Below are 13,969 nucleotides of genomic sequence, written 5' to 3' on the forward strand. Positions count from 1 at the left end.
ATTTTACGAGAATGCCAGCCACGTCCCATACGCCTCATGCAGACACGCTGCCCGCCCCGCTCGCGGAGCGCGTGATCGCACTCGCCGACGAAGCGGCGACCGAGGCCTTCGGCGCCCGCTTCGCGCACGCACTCGACGCGGCGCGCAGCGAACTCGCCCGCGCCCATGCGTTCGACGGGCTGCAGATCCAGCTGGTCGGCGACCTTGGCGCGGGCAAGACGACCCTCGTGCGCGCGCTCCTGCGCGGCCTCGGTCACACCGGACGCGTACGCAGCCCGACCTACACGCTCGTCGAACCGTACGCATTCGCACGCGACGATGGGGAACTCGAGGTCTATCACTTCGATCTGTATCGATTCAACGATCCGGCCGAATGGTCCGACGCAGGCTTTCGCGAATATTTCAATTCCAGCGCGATCTGTCTCGTCGAATGGCCGCAACAGGCGGGCACCCTGCTCGGTGTGCCCGATCTGGTTTTCTCGCTCGACGTGGATGGCGACGGCCGCGCCCTCACCGTCCGGGCGTTCAGCGCTTCAGGAAAGGCATGTCTCGAAAGATGTTGATCAAACCGTTCCGCTCGATCGAATCGGCGGCCACCGCGACGCACAACTGGCGCCGCCGCCAGATCCTGCGCGCGGGCGCGTCGACGCTGGTGCTCGGTCTCGTCGCCCCGCGGCTTGCGCATGCGTCGTCGGTGCTCGGCGTGCGCGTGTGGCCCGCACGCGATTACACGCGCGTCACGATCGAATCCGATCAGCCGCTGCAGAATACCCAACAGCTGTTGCAGGGTCCCGACCGGCTCGTCGTCGACCTGAGCGGCCTCGATCTCGACCAGGCGCTGCGCGACCTCGTGTCGAAGATCGCGCCGAACGATCCGCAGATCCAGTCGGTGCGCGTCGGCCAGTATCAGCCGCACGTCGTGCGGATGGTGTTCGACCTGAAAGGTTCGGTGAAGCCGCAGGTGTTCACGCTGCCGCCGGTGGGCACCTACAAGTACCGGCTCGTGTTCGACCTGTATCCGGCCGTCGCCCCCGATCCGCTGACCGACCTGATCGCGCAGACGGAACGCAAGGAACAGGCCCTCAACGACACCGCGCGCGCGCAGCAGATGCAGCCGCCGACCGCGCTGACCGGCCCGGGCTCGCCCCCGCCGCCGCCCATGGCCGGCAACGACAACAGCGACGCGTTCTTCCAGCGTTTCGCGCAGAACACGCCGGCCACGCCGCGCACGCCGCCGGCCGCCGCCACGCCTTCGGCGCCCGCCAGGCCGGCCGTCAAACCGCCGCCCGTCATCGCGCGCCGCGACGACAGCGACGACGACAGCGACACCTACAAGTTCACCGCGCCGAAATCCGGCAAGGGCGGCACCGTGCGCCTGCTGACGGTCGCGATCGACCCGGGCCACGGCGGCGAGGATCCGGGCGCGATCGGCGGCGGCGGCACGTACGAGAAGCACATCGCGCTCGACATCGCGAAGAAGCTGCGCGCGAAGATCGACGGCGCGCCGAACATGCGCGCGATGATGACGCGCGACGCCGACTTCTTCGTGCCGCTGAACGTGCGCGTGCAGAAGGCGCGTCGCGTCGGCGCAGATCTGTTCGTGTCGATCCACGCGGATGCGTTCACGACGCCGTCCGCGCGCGGTTCGTCGGTGTTCGCGCTGTCCGACCACGGCGCGACGAGCGCCGCGGCACGCTGGATGGCGAACAAGGAAAACTCGTCGGACCTGATCGGCGGCATCAACATCAAGACGCAGGACGCGGCCGTGAACCGCGCGCTGTTCGACATGTCGACGACCGCGCAGATCCGCGACTCGCTGCGCTACGGCGGCTACGTGCTGAAGGAAGTCGGCGGCATCAACAAGCTGCACAAGGGCTCGGTCGAGCAGGCCGGGTTCGCGGTGCTGAAGGCGCCGGACATTCCGTCGATCCTCGTCGAGACCGCGTTCATCAGTAACCCGGACGAAGAGCGCAAGCTCAACGACGACAGCTATCGCGAAGAGATGGCCGACGCGATCTTCCGCGGCATCAAGCGGTACTTTGCCGCGAATCCGCCGCTCGCGAAGAGCCGGATGGCCTGACGGCCGCCCTTCCCCCGCCGCCGGCACGCGCTGCGTGCCGGCGCGTCACGACGCCGCGAAATGGCGCATCAGCTTCCCGCCGAACACGTTCACCGCGAGCCCGCCCATCACGAGCGCGGCGCCGATCAGTTGCGCGCGCGTCAGGTGTTCGTCGAGAAACAGCGCCGACGACGCGAGCCCGACGATCGGCACCAACAGCGAGAATTGCGCGACCTGCGCGGCCGGATAGCGCGACATCAGGCGGCTCCACAAGCCGTAGCCGATGAGCGTCGCGACGAACGCGAGATAAACGACCGCGAAGATCGACGCGCCGTTCAGGCCGACGAGCGCGGCTTCGATCCGCTGCGGCCCCTCGAACCACAGCGACAGCAGGAAGAACGGCACCGGCGGCACGAGGCTCGCCCACACAACGAGCGACACGAGGTTCGCGCGGCCGACCTTCTTCGTGACGATATTGCCGAATGCCCACATCGCGGCCGAGCAGATGGTCAGCAGGAAGCCCGCGAGCGTCATCGCGCCACCGCCCTGCACCGCAATCACGACAAGTCCGGCCGCGGCGATCGCGAGGCCGATCAGGTTCTGCACGCGCAGCCGCTCGCCGAGGAACAGCATCGCGAACACGAGCGTGAAGAACGCCTGCGACTGCAGCACGAGCGACGCGAGGCCGGCCGGCATGCCGACGTACATGCCGGTGAACAAGAATACGAACTGGCCGAGCTGGATCGTCGCGCCGTAGAGGATCAGCATGCGCCATGGAATCTGCGGGCGGCGCACGAAGAACACCGCGGGCACCGCGGCGAGCGTGAAGCGCAGCGCGCCGAGCAGCATCGGCGGCATGCCGTGCAGGCCGACCTTGATCACGACGAAGTTCACGCCCCACGCCAGGATCACGATCAGCGCGAGCAGCAGGTCCTTCGGGGCCATCATCGGCGTCTCCTCGATTATCGAATGGTTGTTCTGAAGCCGGTCAGTCTACCGGGTTTCGCCGCGCGGCCCGCTCGATACCTGCGCCGTGCGCATGGAATCGGTTGCACGAGCGGCGGTGCAGCGACCCGACGATCGCTCCGCGCGGGCCGGGCTTGCCGGCCCGCGCCTGCACCGCACCGTTGCGCGCGTCGTTGCCGCGCGGCCAGTACAATGACCGGCATCCCCGCCGCCCTCACGAAACCGCCATGACAGATCCGATCAAAGCCCTGTTGAAGCCGCACGTCCGCGACATCGGCAACCTGCAGGTGCGCCGCACGCTGCCCGCGCTCGCCGCGCGCCTCGTCGGCCCGTTCATCTTCTTCGATCACATGGGCCCCGCGACGCTGCCGGCCGGTACCGGCCTCGACGTGCGCCCGCATCCGCATATCGGGCTCGCCACCGTCACCTACCTGTTCGACGGCGCGATCCTGCATCGCGACAGCCTCGGCTCGCTGCAGGAAATCGTGCCGGGCGACGTGAACTGGATGACGGCGGGCCGCGGCATCGTCCACTCGGAGCGCACCCCCGATGCGCAGCGCGGCAGCGGCCACACGGTGCACGGGATCCAGACCTGGGTCGCGCTGCCGGTCGCCAACGAGACCACCGAGCCGTCGTTCGAACACCATGCGGCCGACACGCTGCCCAGGCGCGACGAGAACGGCGTGGCGCTGACGGTGATCGCCGGCGACGCGTTCGGCCTACGCTCGCCCGTCACGACGTTCTCGCGCACGCTGTACGTCGCCGCCGAATTCGCGGCCGGCGGCCGCGTCGAGCTCGACGCGTCGCACGAGGAGCGCGCGGTCTACGTGGTCGACGGCGACCTGACGATCGACGGCACACCGGTGCCGGCCGAGCAGATGGCCGTGCTCGCGCCGGGCGCGTCGGTCACGCTCGCGAGCGGCAACGGCGCCCGCGCGATGCTGCTCGGCGGCGACAGGATCGACGGCGAACGCTTCATCGAATGGAATTTCGTCGCCAGCAGCCGCGACGCGATCGAGCGCGCGAAACAGGCGTGGACGAACCAGGAAATGGGCAAGGTGCCGGGCGAAACCGAGTGGATTCCGCTGCCCGAATCGAAGCCGCGTTGAAAAAGGGGCGTGCCGCCCCCATCCTGACGACATTCGAACGGAAGAGAACGACATGGACACCACGCTTGCCACTTTCGAGAAAGACGTCATCGAGGCGTCGCTGGACACGCCCGTGCTGGTCGACTTCTGGGCGCCGTGGTGCGGCCCCTGCAAGACGCTCGGCCCGCTGCTCGAGAAGCTCGAAGCCGACTACGAAGGCCGCTGGAAGCTCGTGAAGGTGAACGTCGACGAGAACCAGGAACTCGCCGCGCACTTCCAGACGCGCAGCATCCCGCACGTGATCGCATTCGCCGACGGGCGCCCGGTCGACCAGTTCGTCGGCGTGCTGCCGGAAGGCCAGTTGCGCGCATTCCTCGACCGGCTGCTGCCGGCGCCCGACGAAGCCGAACGCCGCGCCGCACAATACGCGATCGCCGAGTCGCGCTACGACGATGCGGTCACGCACCTCGAAGCGGCGCTCGCGCTGAACCCCGGCTTCGACGACGCGCGGCTCGACCTGATCGAGCTGCTGCTCGCGAACAACCAGGTGGACCTCGCGCGAGCCGAAACCGAACGCCTGTCGCCGCAGACAGTGCAGGGCGGCGATCCGCGCTACCAGGCGATCAAGACCCGTTTCGACGCACTCGACGCGACGGCCGACTTGCCGCCGACCGACGCCCTCGAAGCACGCATCGCCGCGAACCCCGCCGATCTCGAAGCGCGCTTCGACCTCGCGCAGAGCCTGATCGCACGGCGTGCGTACGAAGGCGCACTCGAGCAATTGCTGGAAATCGTGATGCGCGACCGCACATACGGCGACGATCTCGGCCGACGCACGATGATTTCGGTGTTCGAACTGGCGGGCGATCGCCCCGAACTCGTCGCTGCATGGCGACGCAAGCTGAGCATGGCGCTCAACTGACGCGCGACCGGCCGGGCTGCAATGGCCCGGCTGAATCGCCGCACCGCACACGGCGCGCGTGACGCGCCGCAGCATTCCTGAGCGTCGAACGATTCGACGCTCAGCCGGCGGCCCGCGCCGCGATCGCGCGCAGCGCATGCGCGGCGGCAGCGAAGCCGAAGCTCGCGGTCACGCACACGCTCGAACCGAACCCCGCACAGTTGAGCCCCGCGACATGCGCGGCCGCGGACGGCTCCGCACCGTCCTCGATGTCGCACGCGGCGGCTTCCGGATAGATCAGCGGCTCGTCGGAATACACGGCGCTCACCTTGAAGCGCGCCTTCGGCCCGCGCGGAAAGCCGTGCTGCTTGCGCAACTGCGCGCGCACCTTCGACAGCAGTGGATCCTGGATCGTCAGCGCGAGATCGTCGATACGGATGCGCGTCGGGTCGAGCTGGCCGCCCGCGCCGCCGACCGTGATGAGCGGCTGCCCTTTCGCGACACACCATGCGATCAGCGCGACCTTCGTACGCACGCTGTCGATCGCATCGATCACGTAATCGAAACCGCCGCCGAGCAGCGCATCGAAGTTGTCGGGTTCCGCGAAATCCTCGATCCGGTTCACGCGGCAGGCGGGATCGATCAGCGCGATCCGCTCGGCCATCGCATCGACCTTCGGCTTGCCGTAATTGCCGTCGAGCGCGTGGATCTGCCGGTTCGTATTGCTTTCCGCGACGTTGTCGAGATCGACCAGCGTCAGCGTGCCGATCGCGCTGCGGGCAAGCGCTTCGGCGGTCCACGAACCGACGCCGCCGATCCCGATCACGGCGACGTGCGCGCGCTCGAACGCGGCGAGCGCGGGGGCGCCATACAGCCGCGCGATGCCGCCGAAGCGGCGGTCGCGATCCACGTCAAGCTGGATTGTCGGGCTCGGGGTAAGATCAGAAGAACTGGGCAGGGCAGCGTCGGCAGCGGACATGGCAGCAAGGAAAACGTAAGTCGTGCAGCCCTCTATTTTGCCCGATATCCCCGCCCGTACGCGCCACTGTGCACGCACGATTCTTCAGCGTTCGCTATACTGGCCCCAGATTGAAGCGTTTGCATAACATGACGACTCTCGCCGATCTTCGCATCAACTATTCGCGTGCTTCGCTCGACGAAGCCGATGCCGCCCCCGACCCCTTCGCCCAGTTCGATCGCTGGTTCAAGGAGGCGCTCGCCGCCAAACTTCCCGAGCCCAACACGATGACGCTCGCCACCGTCGGCGACGACGGCCGGCCATCGGCCCGAATCGTGCTTATCAAGGGCGTCGACGAACGCGGGTTCGTCTTCTTTACCAACTACGAAAGCCGCAAGGGCCGCGAACTCGCCGTGCATCCGCAGGCGGCGCTGCTGTTCTACTGGATCGAGCTCGAGCGCCAGGTGCGCATCGAAGGCCGCATCGAGAAAACCAGCGCCGAGGAAAGCGACCGCTATTTCGCGTCGCGCCCGCTCGGCTCGCGCATCGGTGCGTGGGCCTCCGAGCAGAGCGCCGTGATCGACAGCCGCGCGACGCTCGAGGCGCGCGAGAAAGACATTGCCGAACGCTACGGCGAGAACCCGCCGCGCCCGCCGCACTGGGGCGGCTATCGCGTCGTGCCCGACGCGATCGAGTTCTGGCAGGGCCGCCCGTCGCGGCTGCACGATCGGCTGCTCTATACGCGCGACGCCACGGCGGCGCCGGGCTGGACGATCTCGCGCCTGTCGCCATAAAGGCGCCGGCAGCGCCGGCGCGGGCCGGTCGTATCTCGTGTTGCATCCGGGCACCCGCCTCGCGAGGGGCGGGCGCCGGTCAAGATACTTGGCTGTATTCGATTCAACGAACAAACGGAGAATCCAAATGTTCTGGGAAAAGAAGCTGGCACAGTGGGCGGACGAAGTACGGGCAAAGGCGAACATCCCCGCGCGCTTGGTGCTATGGAACGGCGAACAACTCGATTTCGGTACCTTCAGCGCGCCGCAGGTCACGCTGAAGGTCAACAGCGCGTCGGCGTTGCCGCTCCTGCTCGAACCGAGCCTCGACAATCTCGGCGAGGCGTACGTGAAGGGCAAGATCGACATCGAAGGCAGGCTGTCGGACATCATCAACATCAGCTATTCGCTGGCGCGCAGCACGGTCACCAGCGCGAACAAGCTCGCGCGCGTGCGGCGCTACTTCAATCACACGAAGAACACCGACAAGAAGGCGATCCAGTATCACTACGACGTGTCGAACGAGTTCTACCAGCTGTGGCTCGACGAGAACATGGTGTACTCGTGTGCGTACTTCGAGAACGGCGACGAAGATCTCGCGACCGCGCAGATCAAGAAGATCGACCACATCCTGACCAAGATCCGGCTCGAGCCCGGCCAGCGCCTGCTCGACATCGGCTGCGGCTGGGGCGCGCTCGTGCTGCGCGCCGCGCAGAAGTTCGGCGCCACGTGTCTGGGCGTGACGCTGTCGCAGAACCAGTTCGATCTCGCCACCGCGCGCGTGAAGGCCGCCGGGCTCGAAGACAAGATCGAGATCCGGCTGCAGGACTACCGCGAGATCGAGGGCCAGTTCGACCGGATCACGAGCGTCGGGATGTTCGAGCACGTCGGCCGCAAGAACCTGCCGCTCTATTTCTCGCGCGTGCACGACCTGCTGACCGACGACGGCATCGCGATGAACCACGGGATCACGTCGACCGACGCGGAAAGCGGCGAAACGGCGCTCGGCGGCGGCGAGTTCATCGACCGCTACGTGTTCCCGGACGGCGAGCTGCCGCACATCAGTCTCGCGCTCGAATCGGCGCAGCGCGGCGGGCTCGAGGCGATTGACATCGAGAGCCTGCGGCGACACTATGCGCGCACGCTCGAGATCTGGACCGAGAACTTCGAGGCGAAGGCGGACCAAGCGCGCGCGCTCGTCGACGACGAAAAATTCCGCATCTGGCGCGTGTATCTTGCCGGCTGTGCGTATGCATTCGAGCACGACGACGTGTCGATCTTCCAGATCGTGTGCCGCAAGGCCGGCCGCAGCGCGAAAACGCTGCCGTGGTCGCGGCGCTATATGTACGAAAACCCGCTGCCGCGCTAGGCGGCACTTGACGCTGGGCATGCATGGGTGACGGCAGGACGCGGCGCAACACGCCGCCGCAACGACAGCAGCGCGACGACGCGGACGGGTCGCACGCCGAAGAGCAATTCGACCTGTTCGGCGCATCGCCCGACGACGCAGCAGGCCGCAGCGAACCCGTGACGCCCGACGAAGGCGACGACAGGCCATCGCCAGTCCGCGCCCGCCGCGCATCGCCCCGCTCGTGCGCCCCGGACGAAGAACCCGCCCCCGCCTCCGGCATGCTGTGGGACGAACCGTCCCCGCTGGCCGCACCGCCGAAAAAAGGCCGGCGCCAGCGCGGTGTGGCGCCCGCGCCGGTCTCCGCGGAAGTCGCCGACGCGGCCGCCGCGCTGCCGCCGAACGTGCGGCTCGGTACGTCGTCGTGGTACTTCCCCGGCTGGGACGGCATCGTCTACGACGGCGACTTCGCACAGACGAAGCTGTCGCGCGAAGGACTCTCGGCGTACGGCGCGCATCCGCTGCTGAAAAGCGTGAGCCTGGACCGGTCGTTCTACGGCCCGCTGTCGGTGGCCGACTACCTGCGCTATGCGCAGCAGGTGCCGGACGATTTCCGCTTCGTCGTGAAAGCGCCGGCATCCGTGACCGACGCGGTGGTGCGGGGCCGGCGCGGCGAGCCGTCGGGGCCGAACCCGACCTTTCTCGACGCGCGGCTTGCAACGACGGAGTTCGTGCAGCCGTGTCTCGACGGGCTCGGCAAGAAAGCCGGCGTGCTCGTGTTCCAGTTCTCGCCGATGCCCGATCAGTTGCTCGCCGACCCGGCCGCGCTGATCGACCGGCTGTCGGCGTTCTTTGCGGCGCTGCCGCCGCTGGCACCGGAGGCGGACGGCACGCGCTACGCAATCGAGATTCGCGACGCGAGCCTGCTGACGCCGCGCTTCATCCGCGCGCTCGCGGCGCTCGGGGTCCGCTACTGCGTCGGCCTGCATGCGCGGATGCCCGACCCGCTGCGCCAGGCGGCCGCGCTCGCGCTGCTCGACGGCAATGCGCCGGGGCCGCTGATCGTGCGCTGGAGCCTGCACGGCGGGTTCAAGTACGAACAGGCAAAGGCGAAGTACGAGCCGTTCGACAAGCTCGTCGACGAGGATCCGGCCACGCGCTCGGCGCTCGCCGAACTGGCCGCGCGCTACGCGCTGGCCGGACAGCCGGTGATCATCACGATCAACAACAAGGCGGAAGGCTCGGCACCGCTGTCGTGCATCGCGCTCGCGCGCGAGATCGCCGCCGCGTACGCGCACTGGCGCAACGAGGCGGCGCAGCAGGCATCAGGCGCCGCTTAGTGTGGCCGCTGCCGCTCAGTGGCCGTTTGGCCGCCACTCACCGGCCGGCCGCTCATGCACCGCGCAGCGATTTCAGCCGGTGCGAGAATTTCTGGCGGAATTTCGCGAGCTTCGGCCCGATCACGACCGAGCAGTAGCCCTGCCCCGGATTGCGCGCGTAATAGTTCTGGTGATAGTCCTCGGCCGGCCAGTAGTTGTCGTCGTCGAGCGGCACGACCTGCGTGACGATCGGCTGCCCGAACACCTGTTCGCGCTCCAGTTCGCGGATCACGTCGAGCGCGGTGTCACGCTGCGCATCCGAACGCGTGAACACGACCGATCGGTACTGCGTGCCGACGTCGTTGCCCTGCCGGTTCAGCTGGGTCGGATCATGCGTCGCGAAGAAGATCTCGAGGATCTCGCGATAGCCGATGCGGGCCGGATCGAACGTCACGTTCACGACCTCCGCGTGCCCGGTATCGCCTTCGCACACGTCGCGATAGCCGGGGTTGCGCGTATGGCCGCCCGCATAGCCCGACTGGACGGCCGTCACGCCGTCGACGTCGAGAAACACGGCTTCCGTGCACCAAAAGCACCCGCCGCCTACAGTCGCGGTTTCAAGCATGTCGTTCACCATGAAATCAGTCCCTCGTTGATGACAGCGGCGGCGCGCACGCATGCATGCGCGCCGCCGCCTGTTCGCCTCGCCGCCGCCCGTTTGCGCGGGCGAAGCGGCACGCGTTCAAGTATCTCACTCGCGTGCGAATCCGGCAGAACCGCATGCACGCCGCGCACGGTCCGCCGCACGTTTCTCGTCTACACTTAGTCACGCGTCGCCGCGACGGCACACCGTCCGGCTGCACGCAGCGTCCGATGCATGCCCGCTCCTGATGCACCCATCATCCGCCGGAACATCGATATGCATGCCTTAGCAGATTTCGCCCGCATCGCGGGCGCGTTCGCCGGCGCACCATGCGCCGCCGCCTCACCTGCACCCTCGCGCTGCCATGCGCTGCGATCCAGGCCTGCGCGCCTGCCCGCTTTCCCGACCTGATGCACGGCACCGCACGTCCCGCCGACGTGCGCCGCGCAACACCTTGGCCCCGCGCGCCGCAGCGAACGGCCGTGCGTCAACGATCCGATACAACCGAGAGAGGCACCCCGATGAGCATGCGGCCCGACCCGACCTTTCACGCTTCGCCGGAACTTGCGATGCAGGCGCCGGCGGAAGAGTTTGCCTATACGTTGTTGCTGAGTCCCGATTTTTCCAGACCCGATGCGCTCGCCGTGATCGACGTGAAGCCCGGCTCCGCGACCTACGGAAAAATCGTCCACACGGTGACGATGCCGAACACCGGCGACGAGTTTCATCACTTCGGCTGGAATGCGTGTTCGTCGTCGCTGTCGCCGCTCACCGGCCACGCCTTTCTCGAGCGACGCTTCCTGATCATCCCCGGCCTGCGCTCGTCACGCATCTACGTGATCGATACCAGGCCGCATCCGACGCAGGCGCGCATCCACAAGATCATCGAGCCCGACGAGATCTTCGCGAAGACCGGCTATTCGCGGCCGCACACGGTCCACTGCGGCCCGGAGGGCATCTACGTGAGCACGCTCGGCGGCGCGGGCAAGGACGGCACCGACGGCGCGCCCGGCATCTTCATCATGGACTGCGAGACCTTCGACGTGCTCGGCCGCTGGGAAATCGATCGCGGCCCGCAGGACAAGCATTACGACTTCTGGTGGAACCTGCCGCGCGACTACATGGTGTCGAGCGAATGGGCGCTGCCGCCGCAATTCGAAAACGGCATCGTGCCGGAAGACCTGCTCGCGAACCGGTACGGCCACCGTCTGCATTTCTGGGACCTGCGCGCGCGGCGCAACGTGCAGACGATCGATCTCGGCGCGCACCACCAGATGGCGCTGGAAGTACGGCCCGCCCACGATCCGGTGCGCGAATACGGGTTCGTCGGCGTCGTGGTCGACACGACCAATCTGGAAGGGTCGATCTGGACCTGGTGGCGCGAAGACGGCAAGTTCCATGTGCGCAAGACCGCGACGATCCCGGCCGAACCGGCCGCCGCCGACGAGTTGCCGCCGCTGCTCAAGGGGTTCGGTGCGGTGCCGCCGCTCGTGACCGACATCGACCTGTCGCTCGACGACCGCTTCCTGTACGTGTCGTGCTGGGGCACCGGCGAGATGCGTCAGTACGACGTGTCGGATCCGCATCGGCCGGTGCTCGCGGGGTCGGTACGGATCGGCGGCATCGTGCGCCGGGCACCGCACACGAACGGCCGCACGTTCGCGGGCGGCCCGCAGATGGTGGAAATCAGCCGCGACGGCCGGCGCGTGTACTGGACCAACTCGCTGTACTCGACGTGGGACGACCAGTTCTACCCGGACGGCGTGCCGGCCGCGCAGGTGCTCGCGCATGCGGGGCCGGACGGCGGGCTCACGCTCGCCGACGACTACTGGGTCGAGTTCCCCGACGGCTATCGCGCGCACCAGATCCGGCTCGAAGGCGGCGACTGCTCGACCGACTCGTTCTGCTATCCGTCGGTCAAGCGTTGAACACGGGGTTCTCCGCGCCGCTCGCGCTGTGGGCGGCCGTGCTCGCGAGCGGCGTCTATCACGGGCTCAATCCGGCGATGGGCTGGCCGCTGGCCGTGTCGAACGCGCTGATGACGCGCCGCGGCGGCGCGCTCGTCGCGGCGCTCGGCTATCTCGCGCTCGGCCACGCGCTCGCGGTGTTCATGGTGATGCTGCCGTTCGGGCTGCTCGCCGCGCTGCTCGCTTGGCAGTCGGCGATCCGCATCGGCGCGAGCGCGCTCGTGATCGGCTTCGGCGCACTGTTGCTGATCCGCCGCCGCCACCCGCGGGCACTCGCGCGGATCGCGCCGGCGCGGCTCGGACTGTGGTCGTTCGCGGTCGCGATCGCGCACGGCGCCGGGCTGATGCTGGTGCCAATCTACCTCGGCCTCTGCGGGCTCGAAGGAGACGCCGGGGACGCCGGCCATCGCGCGGCCGCGACGCTCGTCGACGCGCATCTCGGCATGGCGCTCGTCGTCGCGGCCGTGCATGCGGCCGCGATGATCGCGACGGGCGGCATGCTGGCGTGGCTCGTCTATCGCTATCTTGGACTGAAATTCGTCGCAAGAAGCTGGTTCAACCTCGATGCCGTGTGGGCATCGAGCCTGATCGTGACGGGCGCGCTGTCGCTCGGGCTCGCGGCCGCACGGTAGCAAGGCGGCGCGGCGCCGTCGCAACAGCGCTATCTGCCGCGCGCAATAAAACGCGACGGAACAGGCGTTCGGGCGCAATTTGGGCGCCGTGCGGCAGTGTTCGCTACCTCACGCTCACGCCGCAATGCGCCGCCCGCACGGGCCCGGCGGCCCTGATTCCGCTAAAATCCGGGCATGCGCACCACTTCCCAATCGACCGCCCCGGCCTTGCCGCCTTTCGTCCGCCGCGCCCCCCGGATTCGCCGTGCGCCGCGCCCGCCCGTTTCGTCCCGGATGGCCGCCCGATGAACCACCCCACTCCGCCGGATTTCGACTCGGCCGCATTTCGCCAGGCGCTCGGCCAGTTCGCGACCGGCGTCACGGTCATCACGACGCGTGCGCCGTCCGGACAGCTGATCGGCATCACCGCGAGCTCGTTCAACTCGGTGTCGCTCGATCCGCCGCTCGTGCTGTGGAGCCTCGCGCACAAATCGGCGTCGACGCCGGTGTTTCGCAGCAACAGCCATTACGTGGTGAACGTGCTCGCGGCGTCGCAACTTGACCTGTGCAAGCGTTTCTCGACCTACAAGGGCGATCGTTTCGAAGGAATTGCGCACGCGGCCGGCAACTCGGGCATGCCGGTGCTCGACGGCGCGCTCGCGTGGTTCGAATGCCACAACCGCAGCCGCTACGACGAAGGCGACCACGTGATCTTCGTCGGCGAAGTGGAGCGCTGCGGCGTGCGGGCCGCGAGCGACGGCGCGCCGCCGCTCGTGTTCCACGGCGGCGGCTTCCACGGCCTCACACCGCTTTGATCGCCCCGGTGCGCGCCAGTCCGACCGGCGCGCCCGCCTCGTCCTTCAGCGTCTGCAGCACGATGTTCGAACGGATGTCCATCACGCCCGGCGCCTTGTAGAGCCGGTTCAGCACGAAATCCGAATAGTGCTTGAGGTTGTGCGCGAGCACGCGCAGCAGATAGTGGCTCTCGCCGGTCACGACGAACGCGCCGACCACCTCCGGCCACTCGCGCAGCGCTTCCGCGAAGCGCTCGTGCCACTGGTTTTCCTCGTTGCGCATCGATACCTGCACGAACGCCTCGAGCTCGAAGCCGAGCTTCTCGCGGCTCAGGCATGCGCGGTAGTGCTCGATCACGCCCTGCTCCTCGAGCAGGCGCATCCGGCGCAAACAGGCGGACGGCGACAGCGAGATCCGCTCCGCCAGATCGAGATTGCTGATTCTGCCCTCTTCCTGCAGGACTGCCAGAATCCGGCAGTCGGTGGCATCGAGCGTGATCGCATGCATTTTTGGTCCCCGTTTTCCCTCTGATTCGAATTAT

14 protein-coding genes are annotated in these 13,969 nt (G+C 67.8%); 10 read left to right on the forward strand and 4 right to left on the reverse strand.

The features are described 5' to 3' along the window. The first annotated feature begins 11 nt into the window (after positions 1–11). Together tsaE and DIE13_RS12325 are read left to right on the forward strand one after the other, a co-directional pair. Positions 12–563 carry a tRNA (adenosine(37)-N6)-threonylcarbamoyltransferase complex ATPase subunit type 1 TsaE gene (gene tsaE / locus DIE13_RS12320; protein WP_124827424.1) on the forward strand — a complete coding sequence of 184 codons (552 nt, stop codon included), beginning with the start codon at positions 12–14 and terminating at the stop codon, positions 561–563. Then, on the forward strand, positions 545–2,080 hold the full coding sequence (locus DIE13_RS12325) for an N-acetylmuramoyl-L-alanine amidase (protein ID WP_124827426.1): 1,536 nt from the start codon (positions 545–547) through the stop codon (positions 2,078–2,080). The genes tsaE and DIE13_RS12325 overlap by 19 nt, the downstream gene beginning before the upstream one ends. A gap of 45 nt (positions 2,081–2,125) precedes the next feature. Here the strand turns inward: DIE13_RS12325 and DIE13_RS12330 are convergent, their stop codons facing one another. Beyond that, positions 2,126–3,004 carry an EamA family transporter gene (locus tag DIE13_RS12330; protein ID WP_175760884.1) on the reverse strand — a complete coding sequence of 293 codons (879 nt, stop codon included), beginning with the start codon at positions 3,002–3,004 and terminating at the stop codon, positions 2,126–2,128. 248 nt (positions 3,005–3,252) lie between these two features. Here DIE13_RS12330 and DIE13_RS12335 point away from each other — a divergent pair, with 248 nt between their 5' ends. Together DIE13_RS12335 and trxA are read left to right on the forward strand one after the other, a co-directional pair. After that, positions 3,253–4,134: a pirin family protein gene (locus tag DIE13_RS12335; protein WP_124827430.1), complete on the forward strand. Its 882-nt coding sequence runs from the start codon at positions 3,253–3,255 to the stop codon at positions 4,132–4,134. Positions 4,135–4,186: 52 nt separating this feature from the next. After that, positions 4,187–5,035, forward strand: a complete 849-nt coding sequence (gene trxA, locus DIE13_RS12340; RefSeq protein ID WP_124827432.1) for a thioredoxin — start codon at positions 4,187–4,189, stop codon at positions 5,033–5,035. Positions 5,036–5,135: 100 nt separating this feature from the next. Here the strand turns inward: trxA and tcdA are convergent, their stop codons facing one another. Next, positions 5,136–5,993, reverse strand: coding sequence for a tRNA cyclic N6-threonylcarbamoyladenosine(37) synthase TcdA (gene tcdA / locus DIE13_RS12345; protein WP_124827434.1), 858 nt, complete (start codon positions 5,991–5,993; stop codon positions 5,136–5,138). A 128-nt stretch (positions 5,994–6,121) separates the two neighbouring features. Here tcdA and pdxH point away from each other — a divergent pair, with 128 nt between their 5' ends. The 3 genes from pdxH to DIE13_RS12360 all read left to right on the forward strand — a co-directional run bounded on the left by pdxH (position 6,122) and on the right by DIE13_RS12360 (position 9,433). Further along, positions 6,122–6,766: a pyridoxamine 5'-phosphate oxidase gene (gene pdxH, locus DIE13_RS12350; RefSeq protein WP_124827436.1), complete on the forward strand. Its 645-nt coding sequence runs from the start codon at positions 6,122–6,124 to the stop codon at positions 6,764–6,766. Between the two features lie 127 nt (positions 6,767–6,893). Next, positions 6,894–8,114, forward strand: coding sequence for a cyclopropane-fatty-acyl-phospholipid synthase family protein (locus DIE13_RS12355; RefSeq protein WP_124827438.1), 1,221 nt, complete (start codon positions 6,894–6,896; stop codon positions 8,112–8,114). A 23-nt stretch (positions 8,115–8,137) separates the two neighbouring features. Further along, a complete protein-coding gene (locus DIE13_RS12360; RefSeq protein WP_124827440.1) occupies positions 8,138–9,433 on the forward strand; it encodes a DUF72 domain-containing protein in 1,296 nt (431 codons plus the stop codon). A 52-nt stretch (positions 9,434–9,485) separates the two neighbouring features. On the opposite strand, the gene msrA is transcribed toward DIE13_RS12360, so the two are convergent. Beyond that, positions 9,486–10,049, reverse strand: a complete 564-nt coding sequence (msrA, locus tag DIE13_RS12365; RefSeq protein WP_124827442.1) for a peptide-methionine (S)-S-oxide reductase MsrA — start codon at positions 10,047–10,049, stop codon at positions 9,486–9,488. Between the two features lie 527 nt (positions 10,050–10,576). Between msrA and DIE13_RS12370 the strand changes: the two genes are divergently transcribed. The 3 genes from DIE13_RS12370 to DIE13_RS12380 all read left to right on the forward strand — a co-directional run bounded on the left by DIE13_RS12370 (position 10,577) and on the right by DIE13_RS12380 (position 13,448). Beyond that, on the forward strand, positions 10,577–11,983 hold the full coding sequence (locus tag DIE13_RS12370) for a selenium-binding protein SBP56-related protein (RefSeq protein ID WP_124827444.1): 1,407 nt from the start codon (positions 10,577–10,579) through the stop codon (positions 11,981–11,983). Further along, complete coding sequence (locus tag DIE13_RS12375) at positions 11,980–12,654, forward strand: hypothetical protein (protein WP_124827446.1); 675 nt, start codon at positions 11,980–11,982, stop codon at positions 12,652–12,654. The genes DIE13_RS12370 and DIE13_RS12375 overlap by 4 nt, the downstream gene beginning before the upstream one ends. Before the next feature lie 284 nt (positions 12,655–12,938). Continuing rightward, the gene (locus DIE13_RS12380; protein WP_124827448.1) at positions 12,939–13,448 is read left to right on the forward strand and encodes a flavin reductase family protein; all 510 of its coding nucleotides are present in this window, start codon (positions 12,939–12,941) and stop codon (positions 13,446–13,448) included. On the opposite strand, the gene DIE13_RS12385 is transcribed toward DIE13_RS12380, so the two are convergent. Next, complete coding sequence (locus DIE13_RS12385) at positions 13,435–13,935, reverse strand: Lrp/AsnC family transcriptional regulator (protein ID WP_006477992.1); 501 nt, start codon at positions 13,933–13,935, stop codon at positions 13,435–13,437. The two genes, DIE13_RS12380 and DIE13_RS12385, sit on opposite strands and share 14 nt — an antisense overlap. Positions 13,936–13,969: the final 34 nt, after the last annotated feature.

The organism is Burkholderia sp. Bp9016 (genome assembly GCF_003857765.1).
Taxonomy (GTDB): Bacteria; Pseudomonadota; Gammaproteobacteria; order Burkholderiales; family Burkholderiaceae; genus Burkholderia.